The sequence below is a fragment of the Burkholderia sp. MBR-1 genome, assembly GCF_013822785.1.
Lineage (GTDB): Bacteria > Pseudomonadota > Gammaproteobacteria > Burkholderiales > Burkholderiaceae > Burkholderia > Burkholderia vietnamiensis.
Genome location: NZ_CP053609.1, coordinates 2281083 through 2299332, shown reverse-complemented (window position 1 = coordinate 2299332; position 18250 = coordinate 2281083). Strand labels below are relative to the sequence as shown.

15 protein-coding genes and 1 pseudogene are annotated in these 18250 nt (G+C 65.2%); 10 read left to right on the top strand and 6 right to left on the bottom strand.

The annotated features are described in order from the left end of the window. Positions 1-347 precede the first annotated feature (347 nt). Complete coding sequence (bamC, locus tag MBR110_RS10555; RefSeq protein WP_034195588.1) at positions 348-1559, top strand: outer membrane protein assembly factor BamC; 1212 nt, start codon at positions 348-350, stop codon at positions 1557-1559. Between the two features lie 568 nt (positions 1560-2127). On the opposite strand, the gene MBR110_RS10550 is transcribed toward bamC, so the two are convergent. From MBR110_RS10550 to MBR110_RS10540, 3 genes are all read right to left on the bottom strand, one after another. Further along, entirely contained in the window at positions 2128-2385 is a 258-nt protein-coding gene (locus tag MBR110_RS10550) for a hypothetical protein (protein ID WP_011884572.1), read from the bottom strand. A gap of 137 nt (positions 2386-2522) precedes the next feature. Then, positions 2523-2792: a hypothetical protein gene (locus tag MBR110_RS10545; protein ID WP_011884573.1), complete on the bottom strand. Its 270-nt coding sequence runs from the start codon at positions 2790-2792 to the stop codon at positions 2523-2525. Between the two features lie 219 nt (positions 2793-3011). Next, on the bottom strand, positions 3012-3728 hold the full coding sequence (locus tag MBR110_RS10540) for a YdcF family protein (RefSeq protein ID WP_034195586.1): 717 nt from the start codon (positions 3726-3728) through the stop codon (positions 3012-3014). A 157-nt stretch (positions 3729-3885) separates the two neighbouring features. Between MBR110_RS10540 and MBR110_RS10535 the strand changes: the two genes are divergently transcribed. Beyond that, on the top strand, positions 3886-4203 hold the full coding sequence (locus MBR110_RS10535) for a hypothetical protein (RefSeq protein WP_011884575.1): 318 nt from the start codon (positions 3886-3888) through the stop codon (positions 4201-4203). 208 nt (positions 4204-4411) lie between these two features. Here the strand turns inward: MBR110_RS10535 and MBR110_RS32100 are convergent, their stop codons facing one another. Together MBR110_RS32100 and MBR110_RS10530 are read right to left on the bottom strand one after the other, a co-directional pair. Continuing rightward, positions 4412-4663 carry a hypothetical protein gene (locus MBR110_RS32100; RefSeq protein ID WP_081058981.1) on the bottom strand — a complete coding sequence of 84 codons (252 nt, stop codon included), beginning with the start codon at positions 4661-4663 and terminating at the stop codon, positions 4412-4414. Positions 4664-4862: 199 nt separating this feature from the next. Then, positions 4863-5258 (bottom strand): annotated as a pseudogene (locus tag MBR110_RS10530) (transposase); the annotation flags it as partial. A gap of 428 nt (positions 5259-5686) precedes the next feature. Here MBR110_RS10530 and MBR110_RS10525 point away from each other — a divergent pair. From MBR110_RS10525 to truB, 8 genes are all read left to right on the top strand, one after another. Then, complete coding sequence (locus MBR110_RS10525) at positions 5687-6589, top strand: LysR family transcriptional regulator (RefSeq protein ID WP_034195585.1); 903 nt, start codon at positions 5687-5689, stop codon at positions 6587-6589. A 397-nt stretch (positions 6590-6986) separates the two neighbouring features. Continuing rightward, positions 6987-8009: an SMC-Scp complex subunit ScpB gene (gene scpB / locus MBR110_RS10520; protein WP_034195584.1), complete on the top strand. Its 1023-nt coding sequence runs from the start codon at positions 6987-6989 to the stop codon at positions 8007-8009. A gap of 60 nt (positions 8010-8069) precedes the next feature. After that, entirely contained in the window at positions 8070-9761 is a 1692-nt protein-coding gene (gene rluB / locus MBR110_RS10515) for a 23S rRNA pseudouridine(2605) synthase RluB (protein ID WP_034195583.1), read from the top strand. Positions 9762-10186: 425 nt separating this feature from the next. Then, a complete protein-coding gene (gene rimP, locus MBR110_RS10510) occupies positions 10187-10645 on the top strand; it encodes a ribosome maturation factor RimP (protein ID WP_011884583.1) in 459 nt (152 codons plus the stop codon). Further along, positions 10645-12120, top strand: coding sequence for a transcription termination factor NusA (nusA, locus tag MBR110_RS10505; protein ID WP_011884586.1), 1476 nt, complete (start codon positions 10645-10647; stop codon positions 12118-12120). The genes rimP and nusA overlap by 1 nt, the downstream gene beginning before the upstream one ends. A gap of 91 nt (positions 12121-12211) precedes the next feature. Continuing rightward, a complete protein-coding gene (gene infB / locus MBR110_RS10500) occupies positions 12212-15136 on the top strand; it encodes a translation initiation factor IF-2 (RefSeq protein WP_014722923.1) in 2925 nt (974 codons plus the stop codon). A 112-nt stretch (positions 15137-15248) separates the two neighbouring features. After that, positions 15249-15647 carry a 30S ribosome-binding factor RbfA gene (rbfA, locus tag MBR110_RS10495; RefSeq protein ID WP_011884590.1) on the top strand — a complete coding sequence of 133 codons (399 nt, stop codon included), beginning with the start codon at positions 15249-15251 and terminating at the stop codon, positions 15645-15647. Positions 15648-15659: 12 nt separating this feature from the next. After that, a complete protein-coding gene (gene truB / locus MBR110_RS10490; protein WP_014722924.1) occupies positions 15660-16592 on the top strand; it encodes a tRNA pseudouridine(55) synthase TruB in 933 nt (310 codons plus the stop codon). Between the two features lie 84 nt (positions 16593-16676). On the opposite strand, the gene MBR110_RS10485 is transcribed toward truB, so the two are convergent. Next, positions 16677-18236 carry a DHA2 family efflux MFS transporter permease subunit gene (locus MBR110_RS10485; protein ID WP_011884592.1) on the bottom strand — a complete coding sequence of 520 codons (1560 nt, stop codon included), beginning with the start codon at positions 18234-18236 and terminating at the stop codon, positions 16677-16679. Positions 18237-18250 lie beyond the last annotated feature (14 nt).

Sequence of the window (18250 nt, the reverse complement as noted above, 5' to 3'; positions counted from 1 at the left end):
GGAACAAATTTTTGCCCCCACATTTGCCCGCACGATTTCGGAGGTCCGTTGTGCATTCTAGCGGCCCCAATTGAGCTCGGAGTGGTCAATTAGTCGTTTAAAATCAAAGAAGTGTTCAATAGTGGATCGGCGGGGATGCGGTGGGAATGACTTGGGGCCTGCATGGGGGCCGGGTGGTCGGAAGTTCAAATCCTCTCGCCCCAGCCAGATAAGAACCCGCGTCAGTTCAAGCCGACGCGGGTTTTTTCTTGTCGGTCGCTTTTTTGCACAGCCCGGCGCAGCCCCGGTAAAATGCAAGGTTGATCCACGGAAAGCGCCGTGATTTAGCGGAAGAGGATTCCCCGAACATGACTGATCTTCGTCTTACCATGCGGTTCGCTGCAGTGCTCGCTGCCGGCGCGCTCGTCGCCGGTTGCGGTACGTCGTCGCCCACGAAAGTGGACTACAAGAGCGATTCGAAATCGAAGGAAGCGTCGCTCGCAGTGCCGCCCAACATGCTCGACGAGACGGCCGATCAGCGTTCGCTGCCGCCCCAGGGCGGCGCGACTTCCCTGTCCGCGCTCAACCAGGTGCAGCAGGCAGCACCGCCGACGGACACCGTCGCACCGGCCGTCAGCGGCATGCACATCCAGCGCGACGGCACCGAGAGCTGGCTCGTGATCGACGGCAGAAAGCCTGCCGAGATCTGGCCGCAGGTGCGCCGCTTCTGGCAGGAGCAAGGTTTCCTGCTGGTCGTCGATCAGCGCGACAAGGGCGTGATGGAAACCGACTGGAACGAAACCCACCCGCAGATCAACGACGGCCTGATCCGCAGCGTGATCTCGAAGGCGATGGGCAATTCCTACGTGACGGCCGAGCGCAACAAGTACCGCACGCGCCTCGATACCGCGCCGAACGGCGGCACCTATGTGTTCATCAGCCAGAAGGGCATGCGCGAGGCGATCACCGGCGCGAACAACGATTCGAGCAAGTGGGAAGCGAAGCCGAACGATCCCGCGCTCGAGGCCGAATACCTGAAGCGCCTGATGGCGGTGCTCGCTCAGAACGAGCAGCGGGCGAAGAACGGCGAGCCGCCGATCGCCAACATCAAGGACAACACGGTCGTCGTGAAGGACAAGAAGGCCGATACCGACGCAGCGAAGGCCGCGGCTGCGGCGATCGCTGCGCAGAACGTCGCGCGCACTTCATCGCAGGCGAACGACGTCGAGACGAGCACGGTGCCGTCCGAAGTCACGCTCGGCGAGCCGTACGATCGGTCGTGGCTGCATGTCGGCCTGGCGCTGGATCGCGCGAACTTCACGGTCGACGATCGCGACCGCACGAAGGGCCTCTATTTCGTCCGGTACGTCGATCCGAAGGATCTGAGCGCGGCCGAGCAGGGCTTCTGGAGCCAGCTGTTCCACGGCAAGAAGGAAAAGCAGGCGAAGCAGTATCGCGTGAACGTGAAGGCGCTCACGCCCGACCAGACGCGAGTAGCCGTGGTCGACGATTCCGGTGCGATCGATACGTCGTCGCCGGCGCGGCAGATCATGGCGCTGCTCGTGAACCAGCTGCGCTGATCGTCGCGAGATCCCGTCTCGTAAAGCCCGCCGCTCGGCGGGCTTTTTTTATGTTCGCGCGCCGCAAGCCTGCATGCGTGCCATGACCGATGCCTGTTGGGATGTTACGTAACATCCTCGCGTTACGGCGACACGATGGCCCACATCGTTCCCATATGCTCCGGAATTCCGTTAAAAATCAATGGTGTGCGCGACAAATCGCGCTTGGCATGCAACCTGCTTTATAAGTTGGAATCGTTAGGGCAGGGAGGATGGCGTCAGATGCCGGGCGTGCGTCGCGAGCGCCCGACCAACGGTGTCGATGTCCGCATATGCCGGTGCAACGAGCGCTGGCGCATTCGATGATGATCTGCGCAGCGCGCGGATCTCGATGGCCCCGTCGCCTATCCTCGTAGGGCGACGGTTTTGCCCGCGCTTCGTCTGAAGCGCGGGCAATTTTTTTGGCAGCAGAAGTGACGGTGGAGGCCGCTGCGCTGCGGCTCGAGCGGCAGCGGACCGTGCTCGCCGTTTTCGCGCAATTGCGCGGCGATGGCGTGGCGGCGCGAGTGCCACCCGCGACAGCGCGCGATCAGTGCGACGCGCTGGGAACGTCGAGAATCAGGATGATCGTCCAGTCGGCATCGCCGTCGTGGTGATACTGGCGTTCTGCGACGATGAACGGTTGCTGCTTGCCTTGCGGACCGAGGAAAAGCACGTCGCCTTCCATCGGCAGACATTCGATCGGCGGCAGCGCGAGGAAGGCATCGGCCGAACCGCGCGGCATCAGTTGCTTGATCTGGCGAGTGGCTGCTTCGGTCCACTCGATGTCGAGTTGAATGTTGCTCATGCTGTCCTCCGCACCGGCGGTGCGTACGAGTGGAAAATTTCGGTGCGCGACTTTAGCACAGCGCGCGGGCGGCACAACCAAAAAAGCCGAACCCGGTTGCCCGGATTCGGCTTTTCGCTTGTGCGGTGCCGTCGAACTTACTGGCTGGCAGCGTCTGCCGGGGCGGCCTTCTTGGCGGCCTTCTTCGCTGCCTTGTGGTGGGCAGCCTTCTTGCCGTGATGCTCTTCGTGCATCATCGGCTGAGCCGCTTCGGCCGCTTGCTGCTGTTGCAGCGCCTGCGCGCGTTGCTCGATTTCGGCGATTTTTGCGGGATCGGTGATCGTCTGGATTTGCGTGCTCTCTTGCGCATACGCTGCGCCAGTCAGCGCCGACATCGCGACCAGAATAGCCAGGGACGTCTTCTTCATTGCTTTACCTCCGCTAAAGTGGTGATGAACCCGAATGTTGCCGTTTTCTGGCGACCGCAAACGAGTGCGTGACGAGTGTAACAAAAGTGACGGATCAATGTGAACCGGATCGCCGCGCGGCGCAACCCCTCGTTGAAGTCGCGCAACACTTCGCTAAATTCGTCATGCGCATGCCGTTCGGCGCAGTGTAGTGGCGGTCGGTCACGGGTCGCAACGCCTTCAAAACCAGCCGAGTTGCCGATATACGTAGAACTGGGCGATACCGATCAGTTCGTGCACCGCCTGGTTCGCCGCCGCCAGATTGCGCCAACGGGGCAGCAAGCCGCATTGCGCGAGTCGGCGGTTCGCGTACACCGGCTGCGGATCGATGCCGAAGTGACGGAAATCGAGTAGCGCGCGCCGCATTTGGTACGACGACGTGACGAGAATGCGCGAGTCGTCATGTTGTGAGCGTAGTATAGACGCAGTGAACTTGGCGTTTTCGTAGGTCGTGCGGCTGTCGGGTTCGAGAATGAGGTCAGCCGGTGCAACGCCCTGTGCGAGCAACAGGCGGCCATAGACGGCAGCCTCGGTGTCGCCGTGACGCTGCGGGTCGCCGCCCGACATTACGACGGTGCAGCGGATCGTCTGTTCGCGACAGACGCGATAGAGCGCAGCGGTTTTGCGGATTCGCGCTTCGCCATCGGGTGGCGGTCGCAGGCCGTTGTCGCTGCGGCGCGTCCCGGTGCCGAGCACGATCAACGTCGTTCGCCCGTGCATGTCGGGGTGCTCGACGGGTGCGACGCCAGCTTCGCTCCATGCGATCAGCGGGGCGGCGAGCCATCCGGTGGCGAGCAGCCAGAACACTGCGGCGCCGGCGATGGCGATGTGCCGCCGCTGCTTGCGACAGAGCATGAAACAGATGAAGAGAAGTGCAAATGAATCGAACAGAATCAATTTGATTGGGGTATGGTGTCTTTTTATGGATCAGTGACGATCCAGCCTTGACGCGACGCCGAATCTCGGCCCCCAGAACCGGTGGCGGTATCCGCGGGTGGTGATTTTGCCCGACGTGCCGCTTCGCATTGTCGCTGCACTTTAAGAAAGAATCGAGATGGCCACGTATTCCAACGAAGCGGTGCTCGACGCATTGAGACGAGTGCAGTACCGCCAGGTACCGTGGGCGCGCCGCCCGGGCGTGTTCGAGTATCTCCGGTCGCTGGGGCTGATGGACACGGTCAGGCAGAAAACCGTCGCTCCTGCACCCGGCTTTCACGCCCCGGTCGACATCGCGGTACTCACCGACAGCGGTCGAGCCGAATGTGCGCGCCTCGAGCGCGACGAGAAATTGCTCTCCTGGGTCGATCGTCGTATGGACGACTACGTATTGAGCGATGCGGGCGCCATGTCGATCCTCGAAAGCCGCCTCTAGCAGCGCACTCCCTTCCTCGCCCGTCCGCTCGCGGGCGATGTCAAAAAAAAGCCCGTATCGCGAGGATACGGGCGTACCGGATACTTTTGCTGTTGCCACGCTGTGCTCATGGCAACCATGTGACTCGTCGGCTGGCGGCCAGTTCCCCAAGCGAGGGATTTTCTTTAGGGAACCGTTGCGATGCGACGTACCAATATCGGACTGCAGACTACGGATGACGCCGCGGCTCAGACAACTGCGGGCCGATGCGCGCGCGTGCATTGCTTGCAATGTCGCCGCGCAAATCGCCACGCGGCACCGTCTGCCGATTGAACGATGCCGGCGGTGGTTGCTGGCGAAGGGGGGGGCGGTGATCCTGCTGGCGGTGAGGCGGTTTCGCGCGATCGTCAGCGCGTGCGGGGGCGGTCAGCGCCAGCGAAATCACAATGCCCCATGCAACGAGCAGTGACATTGGTTTCATGGCGGGCTCCCTTCAAGCCGTCGGTGCGGCTTGTTGATATTTCGCTAAGGTAAGCGCGGGAGTGCAGGCTTGCTGTAAATATTAGTAAATAGATGTATCGCTACGCGACAACGACGCCGACGGGACGACCGTCGCGTGCACGACGCCGCGGCGCCAAAACGAACCGGGCGGCCGAAGCCGCCCGATCACGGATGCGTTACGCCATCTTCACGGGTGCGCGCCACGATTCCGGGTTGGTCCAGAACGCGCCGCGCAGGCGGTCGCGGCTGGGCGGTGCGGGCGGCTTTGCCGCAGTTGCGCCGATCCGGCCGCGCAGCGAGATCTGACGGCCGTTCGTGCCGAGTCGCTTGACGATTTCGGCGAGCGTACCATCAGCCTGCCATTCGTCGAAACGACGGCGGCAGGTCGGCGGCGACGGGTAGCGGCCGGGCAGCTTCGACCAGCCTTCGCCGGTCGACAGTACCCAGAGCACGGCGTTGACCACCGAACGGGCCTCCACGCGGGGACGGCCGCGTCGTTCGCTCCGAGCCGGCTCCGAGCAAAACAGACCCTCGACCAGCGCCCATTCGTTATCTCTCAAATCGTCGAACAGCATCATGTCCTCACCTCAGCGAAGCTAACTCCGGTGCGCTGCCCTGCGCCGCGCACTCTTCAAGCACTCGAGCGTCGAGTGCCAGGTGGGGGCGTCCGGTCGGTCGGCAGCGGCGTTTCTGCCTTCCGCCCGACGAAACCTGCGCCCTGTACGCCATCTCACGCATGAAGCGTGCCATGTCTGGGGCGATACCCTCGAGAGCCGCTTGGCAGCGGGCTGACGGCTAAGTCAGCTAGGGGCGTATAAGACGCCAAAATAACCCGCCAGCAAATCGGGACAATCACCAATCTTGTGCAAGTCGCCCGCGTCACGTGCGTTTGCGGTGATATTGCACCGCAGCGAAACATGGCCGATAGGCGCTCGATCGGCGTGTCGTCGCTCGGCAGGCATTAGAATCGCGCATCGATGGCGACGATTGATGAGGGGTGGAGATGAACGTAACGCTGCGGCAGCTTCGCGTATTCATCGAAGTCGCGCGGCTCAGCAGCTTCAGCCGCGCGGGCGACGAGATCGGGCTCACGCAGTCCGCGGTCAGCCGGTGCGTGCGTGAGCTCGAGGCCGAGCTCGGGCTAAAACTGATCGACCGGACCACGCGCGACGTGCAGCTGACCGACGTCGGCGCCAATCTGATCGCGAGCGTGTCGCGCCTGATCGACGATCTCGACGATACGTTGCGTGAAATTCGCGACATCGGCGAACAACGGCGCGGGCGCGTGATCGTCGCCGCGAGCCCGACGATTGCCTGCCGACTGATGCCGCGCGTCGTGGCGGCGTGCGAGCGCCAGTTTCCGTTCGTCACGCTGGGGCTGCGCGACGACGTGCAGAGCGACGTGCTGCGCAAGGTGAAATCGAGCGAAGTCGATTTCGGCGTGGTCATCGGCCCGCTCGCTGCCGGCGATCTCGTCTGCGAACCGTTGATGACCGATTCGTTCTGCCTCGTAGCGCGCGCCGATCATCCGCTCGCGGCGCGCAACTCGGTGCCGTGGGCGGCGCTCGAGGGTGAGCGCCTCGTGCTGCTCGACCACGCGTCCGGAAGCCGGCCGCTGATCGACGCCGCGCTGACCGCTCACCGCGTCAATGCGACGGTCGTGCAGGAACTCGGTCATTCGGCGACCGTGTTCGGGCTCGTCGAAGCCGGCGTCGGCGTGAGCGTGCAGCCGTGGCTGTCGTTGCCGCTGCCCGCCGGATCGACGCTGCTCGCGCGGCCGCTCACGCCGCGCACCGAGCGCACCGTGGAACTGGTGCGCCGCCGTGACCGGTCGCTGTCGCCCGCCGCGCAGGCGATCTGGGAGCTGGTGCGCCAGATGCCGTCGAGGGCGGAGGATCTGGACTAGGCGTGGGTTGTGCGCATGTGCGTCTACGGCGTGGGTCGTGTGTTTCGACGCCGATTTTCGAGCACCGCTTGCGTGCACGCCACGCGCCGACGCCGACACTGTGCCGCATGGCCGACCCGCACCGCAGCCGGAATGGAGCAGCGTGGTATGAGGCGGAGTAGTGCGATCGGCTTATCTTTACGCACCGGGCAATTTTGCGTAATATGGCGCTCAGTCACGCGGTTCCGCCGTTGAGCCGTGCTGTTCCGTCCGGTTTGGGCCTGGCTTGAAGTTGGTTCGCCGCCCCCGGTTCGTGCTCCCATCAATATGACCGATCAGAATCGGGCGAGCGCGTCTTCCGTTCCTTTCGTCTGTTCGTTGATCCGGTTCGTTTGACCACAGGGTCTGGCCTAGCTGCATGAATACCCAAGAGGCGAAGATCGTCCTCGAGACTGCTTTGATCTGTGCGCAGGAGCCGCTGAAGCTCGGCGATTTGCGTAAGCTCTTTGCCGACGGCGTGTCGGCTGACACGGTCCGCACGTTGCTCGAAGATCTGAAACAGGATTGGTCCGGCCGAGGCGTCGAACTGGTGGCGCTGGCAACCGGATGGCGCTTCCAGAGTAAGCCGGCGATGCGCCATTTTCTGGATCGCCTGCATCCCGAGAAGCCGCCGAAATATTCGCGCGCGGTGCTCGAAACGCTCGCGATCATCGCGTATCGGCAGCCGGTCACGCGCGGCGACATCGAAGAGATTCGCGGCGTCACGGTCAATACGCAGGTGGTGAAGCAGCTCGAGGATCGCGGCTGGATAGAGGTGATCGGCCATCGCGACGTGCCGGGCCGCCCGGCGCTGTACGCGACGACCAAGCAGTTCCTCGACGACCTCGGCCTGAAGGCGCTCGACGATCTGCCGGCGCTCGAGGAGCCCGCGGCGAACATCGAGGCCGCGCTGCTTGCCCAACAGGCGATGGATTTCGACGGCGATGCGGCGGTTGCGGAAGCGGAGCCGGAGGCCGTCGAACCGGCGGCCGACGAGCCGCATGACGCACCGACCGAATTGCCGGTCGACGCTGCCACGGGCGCAGCGTCGACGCAGGAAACGCCGAATCGCGATACGCTGCAAGCTGATCGCGCCCAGGCGGAGCAGGGCGGCGCCGAAGCAGCGCCGGCCGGCGTGCAGCCCGAGTCGCTGCACGAGCAATGGAACGAGGAAGACCGCAAGCCGGCCGCCGATGCGGCTGCCGGAGACGGAGCGGAAGCGGCCGGCGACATGCCGGGCGAGGCTGGCCAGGCCGATGCCTCGCGCTCCCGTCCCGCGGACGGCGAGATGCTGGACGATACGTCCGACAGCCTGGCCGATGCCGTACGCAGTGCGAGCGCGCCCCGCGGCGCCGACGCGCTGCCCGACGACGAAGCAGAACCCGAACAGCGCCGCGCCTGATCGCGGCCGACTTCTTGCCGCGCCCGGGCCGGGCGCGAGACCTGACATTTTGAGGTTGTTTTGACAGATATCCACGATATTGAATCGTCCGCGCCTGCCGTGCAGGCCGCGCGTGCCGACGATGCGCCGGAGCAGGACGCTGGCGCCGCGGGTGGTGACGAACGTCCCCGTCGCGGCCTGCGGCGCGGCCCGCGCAGCCTGATCGCGCGCCGGCGCGCTGCTGCCAAATCGAAGGGCGCTGATGGCGAACCGCAAGGCGGCGAAGCCGCGGATGCGCCGCCGGCCGACGCTGCCGACGCGCAACCCGCGCGTGCGCCGCGCAAGGACGCAGCGGCCAAGGGCGGCCGCAAGCCGGCCGGCAAGCGCGAAGGTGCGGCCAAGGCCGCGCAGGGCGGTCAGGGGCGGCGCGGCGGCGCGGCCAAAACCGACGGCGCCGTCGCGAATGCCGGCACCGAAGCGGCATCGCAGGACGATCTGTTCGCCTACGTGACGTCGCCGGCGTTCGACGCGGACAACGCCGCGGGCGGCAGCGGCGTGCGTGCGCCGATGCTGCGCCGCGGCCGCGCCCAGCCGGCGAATAAGCGCGTGCTGTCGCCGGACGACGATGCGCCGAAGCTCCACAAGGTGCTGGCGGAAGCCGGCATGGGTTCGCGCCGCGAAATGGAAGAGCTGATCGTCGCCGGCCGCGTGTCGGTGAACGGTGAGCCCGCGCACATCGGCCAGCGCATCATGCCGACCGACCAGGTCCGCATCAACGGCAAGCCGGTCAAGCGCAAGCTGCCCAACAAGCCGCCGCGCGTGCTGCTGTACCACAAGCCGACCGGCGAAATCGTCAGTCACGCCGACCCGGAAGGTCGTCCGTCGGTGTTCGATCGCCTGCCGCCGATGAAGACGGCGAAATGGCTGGCGGTCGGCCGTCTCGACTTCAACACCGAAGGTCTGTTGATGCTGACGACGTCGGGCGATCTCGCGAACCGTTTCATGCATCCGCGCTACAGCGTCGAGCGTGAATACGCGGTGCGCGTGGTCGGCGAGCTGTCCGAGGGGATGCGTCAGAAGCTGCTGCACGGTGTCGAGCTCGACGACGGTCCGGCGAACTTCCTGCGCATCCGCGATGGCGGCGGCGAAGGCACGAACCACTGGTATCACGTCGCACTGGCCGAGGGCCGCAACCGCGAAGTGCGGCGGATGTTCGAGGCGGCCGGCCTGATGGTGAGCCGCCTGATCCGCACGCGTCACGGCCCGATTCCGCTGCCGCGCGGGCTCAAGCGCGGTCGTTGGGAAGAGCTCGACGAGGCGCAGGTGCGCAAGCTGATGGCGACCGTCGGCCTGAAGGCGCCGTCCGAAGAAAAGGGCAAGCGCGCCGGCGGCCAGCAGGAGCGCCGCCAACCCGATCCGATGCAGACGTCGATGGGCTTCATCAGCCGCGAGCCGGTGCTGACGACGCATGGTCAGCTCGATCAGCCGCGTCGCGGCGGCGGCCGGCGCGGCGCGCCCGGCCTGCCTGGCCTGAGCGGCTACGGCAGCCTGCCGGTTGCGCCGTCGGGCTATGGCAATCGCTCGGGCGGTCGCGATGTCGACGGCAATCGTGCGTCGTATGGCGCCGGTCCGAAGCGTGAAGGCGCGGGTGGCAAGCGAGGCGCCGGCAAGGGCGGCCCGCGCACCGCGAACGGCAATCGTGCCGACGGCGCCGGCAACGGCGGTGCGCGCGGCGGCCAGCGTCCGCAGCGCAATCGCTCGCGCGGTCGCTGACCGTTCGCGCAAACGACGGCGGCGCGATGGCGGCATGACGCCGCCGATGTGCCGGCGAAATCGGCGCACGCCGATTCGGCCGGTATCTCGCCCGCTGTTTTCGACTGTATATATGTCGTGTTGCCGGATTGTGCCGCGTGGTCGGACAGTCCGGCTTCGCATTTTTGGCCGGTAAAGGCGGGCTGAACGCTGCTTTAACCGGCTGGCTTGGCGATTGCGCTAAAAAACGCTATAATCGCGGAGTCGCTGGGCGTACGGATTCAATGTGCGGCTCAGGTGCGACCACCAGTAAGAGAAGATGGGCGTTCCGCCCATTTTTTTTTGCTGAAACGGTTAGGCATCTCGGGTAGCGCTTCCTGCGCCGGCTAAGGCGCGCGCCCGCGGGTGAATCGCGAGCGGCGGGCGCGAACACCTGAGAGGACACTGTGCAACTGACGGAACTGATAGAAACCACGGTCACCGGGCTCGGCTATGAGCTCGTGGATCTCGAGCGCACCGGGCGCGGCATGCTTTGCATCTATATCGATCAGCCTGCCGGCATTTCGCTCGACGATTGCGAAAAGGTGACGCGTCAGCTCCAGCACGTCTTGACGGTCGAAAACATCGATTACGAACGGCTCGAAGTCTCGTCCCCGGGGCTCGACCGCCCGTTGAAGAAACTGGCCGACTTCGAGCGCTTCGCCGGCAGCGAAGTTTCCGTGACCTTGAAAAAGCCGCTGGACGGGCGCAAGACGTACCGGGGCATTCTGCACGCGCCGAATGGCGAAACGATCGGTTTGGAATTTGAGAGGAATAAGGGCGAGGCCGCCATGCTGGATTTCACGCTGGCCGATATCGACAAAGCCCGCCTGATTCCGCAAGTTGACTTTAGGAGCCGCAAATAATGAGTCGCGAAGTGTTGATGCTGGTGGATGCGCTGGCGCGCGAGAAAAACGTCGACAAGGATGTGGTGCTGGGCGCCCTCGAGGCCGCGCTCGCTTCCGCTTCCAAGAAGCTGTTCGACGAAGGCGCCGAAATCCGCGTCCATATCGATCGCGAAAGCGGCGAGCACGAAACCTTCCGTCGCTGGCTCGTCGTGCCCGACGAGGCAGGCTTGCAGGAGCCGGATCGCGAGATCCTGCTGTTCGAAGCACGTGAGCAGAAGCCCGACGTCGAAGTCGGCGAATTCATCGAGGAACCGGTGCCGTCGATCGAGTTCGGCCGGATCGGCGCGCAGGCTGCCAAGCAGGTGATCCTGCAGAAGGTGCGCGACGCCGAGCGCGAGCAGATCCTGAACGACTACCTCGAGCGCGGCGAAAAGATCATGACCGGTACGGTCAAGCGCCTCGACAAGGGCAACTTCATCGTCGAATCGGGCCGCGTCGAAGCGCTGCTGCGCCGCGACCAGTTGATCCCGAAGGAAAACCTGCGCGTGGGCGACCGCGTGCGTGCGTACATCGCGAAGGTCGACCGCACCGCGCGCGGCCCGCAGATCGAACTGTCGCGTACCGCGCCCGAGTTCCTGATGAAGCTGTTCGAGATGGAAGTGCCGGAAATCGAGCAGGGCCTGCTCGAGATCAAGGCGGCCGCGCGCGATCCGGGCGTGCGCGCGAAGATCGGCGTGATCGCATACGACAAGCGCATCGATCCGATCGGCACCTGCGTCGGCATCCGCGGCTCGCGCGTGCAGGCCGTGCGCAACGAGCTCGGTGGCGAAAACATCGACATCGTGCTATGGTCGGAGGATCCCGCCCAGTTCGTGATCGGCGCGCTCGCGCCGGCAGCCGTCCAGTCGATCGTCGTCGATGAAGAAAAGCACTCGATGGACGTCGTCGTCGACGAGAACGAGCTGGCCGTCGCGATCGGCCGCAGCGGTCAGAACGTTCGCCTTGCCAGCGAACTGACCGGCTGGCAAATCAACATCATGACGCCGGACGAATCCGCCCTGAAGCAGGGCGAAGAACGCGAACGGCTGCGTGCATTGTTCATGGCGCGTCTCGACGTCGATGAAGAAGTCGCCGACATCCTGATCGACGAGGGCTTCACGAGCCTCGAAGAGATCGCCTACGTGCCGCTCAACGAAATGCTCGAAATCGAGGCGTTCGACGAGGACACCGTGCACGAACTGCGCAACCGCGCACGCGACGCGCTGCTGACGATGGCGATCGCGAACGAAGAAAAGGTTGAGAACGCTGCGCTGGATCTGAAGAGCCTCGACGGCATCACGCCGGAGTTGCTCACGAAGCTGGCCGAACACGGCGTGCAGACGCGCGACGATCTCGCCGAGCTTGCTGTGGATGAACTGGTCGACATGACCGGAGTGGAAGAGGATGCCGCTAAGGCGTTGATCATGAAAGCACGTGAACATTGGTTCCAGTGAGAAATGACCATGGCGCACTGATTTGATGGCGGCCGTATGGCCTGACCCGATGCTAACCGCAAGGAATCGGTCCTTGCACTAAGAGGAATGAATGGCGAGTAACAACGTAGCCCAATTTGCCGCGGAACTGAAAATGCCTGCTGGTGTGCTGCTCGAACAGCTGCAGGCAGCGGGCGTCCAGAAAGCGAGTGAAGACGATGCGCTGTCCGAGACGGACAAGGCGCGTCTGCTCGATCATTTGCGCAAGTCGCACGGCGCAACCGACGGCGACAAGCGCAAGATCACGCTGACCCGCAAGCATACGTCGGAGATCAAGCAGTCTGACGCGACGGGCAAGGCTCGCACCATTCAGGTCGAGGTCCGCAAGAAGCGTACGTTCGTCAAGCGCGACGACGTCGCCGAAGGTGCGGAACAGGGTCAGGCGCAAGTCGCCGAAGCGGACGACGATGCAGAACTGAAGCGTCGCGAGGAAGAAGCGCGCCGCGAAGCCGAGCTGCTCGAGCAGCAGGCGCAGGAGCTGCGCGAGCGTCAAGAGCGCCTCGAGCGTGAAGAAGCCGAGCGCCGCGCCCGCGAGGAAGCGGCCGAAGCCGAGCGCCGTCGTGCCGAAGAAGAGGCAGCGGCCAAGCGTGCGGCGGCGGAAGCCGCAGCGGCGCAGCAGGCTGCCGCGCAGCAAGCCGCCGAAGCGAAGCAGGAAGCGCCGGGCGCGCAGTCCGCGCAGGAAGAAGCACGCGCGGCTGCCGAGCGTGCAGCGCAGCGCGAAGCGGCGAAGAAGGCCGAGGACGCAGCCCGAGAGGCGGCGGACAAGGCGCGCGCCGAGCAGGAAGAGATTCGCAAGCGTCGCGAGGCGGCCGAAGCCGAAGCGCGCGCGATTCGCGAAATGATGAACACGCCGCGCAAGGCAGTCGTGAAGGCCGTCGAGCCGCCGAAGCCGGTCGAGGCACCGAAGCCCGCCGAGGCGAAGGGCACGCTGCACAAGCCGGCGAAGCCGGCAGGCGCAGGCGTGCAGGCACGTCCGGCCGTGAAGAAGCCGGCCGGTGCGACGCCGGCCACGACGCAGGCGCCGGCAGCAGGCGCGGGCGACCGCAACAAGAAGCCGGGCGGCGGCAAGGGCGGCTGGCAGGACGACGCAGCGAAGCGTCGCGGCATCAAGACGCGCGGCGATTCGAGCGGCGGCGTCGACCGCGGCTGGCGCGGCGGCCCGAAGGGGCGCGGCCGTCACCAGGACAGCGCATCGACGTTCCAGGCACCGACCGAACCGATCGTGCGTGAAGTACACGTGCCGGAAACCATTTCGGTTGCCGATCTCGCGCACAAGATGTCGATCAAGGCCTCGGAAGTCATCAAGGTGATGATGAAGATGGGCCAGATGGTCACGATCAACCAGGTGCTCGACCAGGAAACGGCGATGATTGTCGTCGAGGAACTGGGCCACCGTGCGGTCGCGGCCAAGCTGGACGATCCGGAAGCGCTGCTGGTCGAAGGCGAAACGAGTTCGGACGCCGAGCAGCTGCCGCGTCCGCCGGTCGTCACGGTGATGGGTCACGTCGACCACGGCAAGACCTCGCTGCTCGACCACATCCGCCGCGCGAAGGTTGCCGCAGGCGAAGCGGGCGGCATTACGCAGCACATCGGCGCATACCACGTCGAAACGCCGCGCGGCGTCATCACGTTCCTCGACACGCCGGGTCACGAGGCCTTCACGGCCATGCGTGCACGCGGCGCGAAGGCGACCGACATCGTGGTGCTGGTGGTGGCGGCCGACGACGGCGTGATGCCGCAGACGAAGGAAGCCATCGCTCACGCGAAGGCGGGCGGTGTGCCGATCGTCGTGGCGATCAACAAGATCGACAAGCCGGAAGCGAACCCGGATCGCGTCAAGCAGGAGCTGGTCGCGGAAGGCGTCGTGCCGGAAGAGTACGGCGGCGATTCGCCGTTCGTGCCGGTGTCGGCGAAGACGGGCGCAGGCATCGACGATCTCCTCGAGAACGTGCTGCTGCAGGCCGAAGTGCTGGAACTGAAGGCACCGGTCGAGGCGCCGGCCAAGGGTATCGTGATCGAAGCGAAGTTGGACAAGGGCAAGGGCCCGGTCGCGACGATCCTGGTGCAGTCGGGTACGCTGAACCGCGGTGACATCGTGCTGGCAGGCTCGGCTTACGGCCGCGTGCGTGCGATGCTCGACGAGAACGGCAAGCCGACGAAGGAAGCCGGCCCGTCGATCCCGGTCGAAATTCAGGGTCTGTCGGAAGTGCCGGGCGCAGGCGAGGAAGTGATCGTGCTGCCGGACGAGCGCAAGGCGCGCGAAATTGCGTTGTTCCGCCAGGGCAAGTTCCGCGACGTCAAGCTGGCGAAGCAGCAGGCCGCGAAGCTGGAAAGCATGCTCGAGCAGATGGGCGAAGGCGAAGTGCAGAACCTGCCGCTCATCATCAAGGCCGACGTGCAGGGCTCGCAGGAAGCACTCGTGCAGTCGCTGCTCAAGCTGTCGACCGACGAAGTGCGTGTGCAGATCGTGCACAGCGCGGTGGGCGGCATCAGCGAAAACGACGTCAACCTCGCGACGGCATCGAAGGCGGTCATCATCGGCTTCAACACGCGTGCGGATGCACAGGCGCGCAAGCTGGCCGAAGCGAACGGCATCGACATCCGCTACTACAACATCATCTATGACGCAGTGGATGAGGTGAAGGCGGCGATGTCGGGCATGCTGGCACCGGAGAAGCGCGAAGTCATCACCGGCATGGTCGAGGTGCGCCAGGTGTTCAAGGTGCCGAAGATCGGTACGGTCGCCGGCTGTATGGTCACCGACGGTATCGTCAAGCGCTCGTCGTCGGTGCGCGTGCTGCGCAACAACGTCGTGATCTTCACGGGCGAACTCGAATCGCTGAAGCGCTTCAAGGACGACGTGAAGGAAGTCAAGCAAGGCTTCGAGTGCGGTATGTCGGTGAAGAACTTCAACGACATCGTCGAAGGCGACCAGTTCGAAGTCTTCGAAGTGACCGAAGTCGCCCGTACGCTGTAATCGTCGCGTATCGGCTCGTGGGCGGGGCAGGCTTGGGCCTGTCCCGCCCATTTTCATGGCGGCGCGCCAACGGTGCGCCGCTTCATCCTGATAAACGGATCACGGATCGATCATGTCCAGGAAACGTACTTCCCCCAATCGCAACGTACAGATCGCCGACCAGATTCAGCGCGATCTGTCCGAGCTCATCATGCGCGAGGTCAAGGATCCGCGCATCGGCATCGTGACCATCCAGAGCGTGGAACTCACGCCGGACTACGCGCACGCGAAGGTCTACTTCACGGCGCTCACCGGCGATCCCGAGAAGACGCAGGAAGCGCTGAACCACGCGTCGGGCCATCTGCACAACCTGTTGTTCAAGCGCCTGCACATTCATACGGTGCCGACGCTGCATTTCCATTACGACCAGACGATCGAGAAGGCCGTCGAGATGTCGCGGCTGATCAAGGAAGCCAACTCGACGCGCGCGAAGGACGACGACGAAGCCGGCGCGCCCGCGCAGGACGATTGAGCGCACGCGCCTATGACGACTGCAGCTCCCCAACGTCCGCGCGTGCCGCGGCGCGCGCTCGACGGCGTGCTTCTGCTCGACAAGCCGGTCGGCCTGTCGAGCAACGACGCACTGATACGCGCGAAGCGCCTGTTGCTCGCGAAGAAGGCCGGTCATACCGGCACGCTGGATCCGCTCGCCTCGGGGCTGTTGCCGCTGTGCTTCGGTGAGGCGACGAAGTTTTCGCAGGACCTGCTGGAAGCGGACAAGACCTACGAAGCGACGATGCGTCTCGGCGTGCGCACGACCACCGGCGACGCGGAAGGCGACGTGCTCGAGACGCGCGCGGTCGCATGCGATCGCGCGGCAGTGGCGGCGGCGCTCGCGCGCTTCACCGGCGACATCGTGCAGGTGCCGCCGATGTACTCGGCGCTCAAGCGCGACGGCAAGCCGCTGTATGAATATGCGCGGGCCGGACAGACCGTCGAGCGCGAAGGCCGCAACGTGACGATCCATGCGCTCGACCTGCTCGATTGCGCGCTGCCGGACGTGACGTTCCGCGTGACCTGCAGCAAGGGCACCTACGTGCGTACGCTCGCCGAGGACATCGGCGAAGCGCTCGGTTGCGGCGCGCATCTGACGATGCTGCGCCGTACCGGGGTCGGCGCGTTGACGCTCGAGCACGCGGTGACGCTCGACGCACTGTCGGACGCTGCCGAAGCGGCGCGCGACGCGTGGCTTCAGCCGGTCGACGCGCTGCTGTCGACGTTCCCGCTGGTGCGTCTCGACGACGCCAGCGCGAAGCGGTTCCTGCACGGGCAGCGCCTGCCGCTGTCGGCGCTCGATCCGATCGATGCGGCCGAAGGCGCGCGCGTGCGCGTGTACGACGCGCAGCGGCTGCTGGGCGTCGCACGCAAGGCGAGCGGCGTGCTCGCACCCGAGCGTCTCGTCGTGACGGCCGCCTGACCGGCCGCGCGCAAGCGCGGCGTCGGAACGAAAAAAGCCCGGCTGTTGCCGGGCTTTTGCATTGCATGCGTTCGCGCGTGCCGCTCAGTGCGCCGCCGACGCCGCCGCACCCGCATCGCCGCCGCCCGCGCGTTCGGGCTTGGTGATCCAGATCAGTCCGATCAGCAGCACGAAGATCGCCGCCGAGATGTAGAACAGATCGTTCACGCCGAGCTGGGCCGCCTGCTGCGTGGCCATGTTGTTGATGAGGCCGTGCGCCTGGTCCGGCGTCAGCCCGAGCTTGCCCATCTGCGTGACGGCCTGATTGAACGTCGGGTTGTACACGTTGGTCTGCTCGACCAGTTGCGCGTGGTGGAAGTTGTTGCGGTGATCCCACGCGGTCTGGAAGATCGACGTGCCGATGCCGCCGCACATGATCCGCACGAAGTTCGACAGGCCCGATGCCGCGGGAATGCGGTGGCCGGGCAGGCCGGACAGCGTGATCGACACCAGCGGGATGAAGAAGCCGGCCATCGCGATGCCCTGCACGAGCGTCGGCAGCGTCAGCGACCACTCGTCGACGTCGGTCGTGTAGCGCGAGCGCATCCAGAAGCACAGCGCGAACGTCAGGAACGCGGCCGTTGCGATATAGCGCGGATCGGTGCGCGGCAGGAACTTGCCGGTCAGCGGCGACAACAGGATCGCGAACAAGCCGACGGGCGCCATCACGAGGCCCGCATCGGTGGCGGTGTAGCCGATCTGCGTCTGCAGCCACAGCGGCAACAGCACGAGGTTGCCGAAGTAGAGACCGTAGCCGACGGCGAGCGCGATCGTGCCGCCCGTGAAATTGCGGATGCGGAACAGCGACAGGTCGACGACCGGATGTTCGGCGGTCAGCTCCCAGATCACGAAGAACGCGAACGAGACGACGGCGATCAGTGCGAGCGCGACGATCGTCGTCGACGCGAACCAGTCGAGATCCTTGCCCTTGTCGAGCATGATCTGCAGCGAGCCGACCCACAGCACCAGCAGCGCGAGGCCGACGCCGTCGATCGGCGCGCGGCGCACCGTCGATTCGCGCGTGCGATAGATCGACCACGTGGCGAGCGCAGCGGCGATGCCGACCGGGATGTTCACGTAGAAGATCCACGGCCACGAGTAGTTGTCCGAGATCCAGCCGCCGAGAATCGGCCCCGCGACCGGCGCGATCAGCGTCGTCATCGACCAGAGCGCGAGCGCCATCGGCGCTTTCGCGCGCGGATAGCTCGACAGCAACAGCGATTGCGACAGCGGAATCATCGGCCCGGCGACCGCGCCCTGCAGCACGCGCGACGCGAGCAGGAACGGCAGGGTCGGCGCGAGCCCGCACATCCACGACGAAATGACGAATAGGATGATCGACGCGAGGAACAGGCGCACCTGTCCGAAGCGGTCGGTCAACCAGCCCGTCAGCGGCACGGAGATCGCGTTCGCGACCGCGAACGACGTGATGACCCACGTGCCCTGGTCGGACGACACGCCGAGGTCGCCCGAGATGGTCGGGATCGCAACGTTCGCGATCGACGTGTCGAGCACGTTCATGAACACGGCGAGCGACACCGCGATCGTTCCGAGCACGAGTTGCCCGCCCTGCAGCGGCGGGTAGGAGACTGGAGCCTGTGCCATGTCGGTAGTTGTCC